Origin of the sequence: Paenibacillus sp. NPDC057967 (genome assembly GCF_042887015.1) — a bacterium.
GTDB lineage: Bacteria > Bacillota > Bacilli > Paenibacillales > Paenibacillaceae > Pristimantibacillus.
On record NZ_JBHVQB010000020.1, the window covers coordinates 1378 to 1611 of the forward strand.

Annotated in this window: 1 protein-coding gene; it reads left to right on the forward strand. The window is 50.0% G+C overall.

The window, feature by feature from the left end:
- A partial coding sequence (locus tag ACFVSO_RS28870; RefSeq protein WP_387480148.1) for an InlB B-repeat-containing protein occupies positions 1-234 on the forward strand: 234 nt, incomplete at both ends.

Here is a 234-nt window from a genome sequence, read left to right on the forward strand (position 1 = left end):
GGTGAAGAAAGGTAATACCTTTACTGGCTGGAACACAAAGGCTGACGGAACGGGCACTGCTTATGCAGCAGGTTCAACAATTACAATCGGCACGTCCAACGTAACGCTTTACGCGATCTGGACCTTGCTGCCAGAAGCAAAATATTATGTGACATACCAAGGAAACGGGATTACATCCGGTGTAGCCCCGACGGATAGCCAAGGCTACACGTCTGGTTCTACAGCGACGGTACT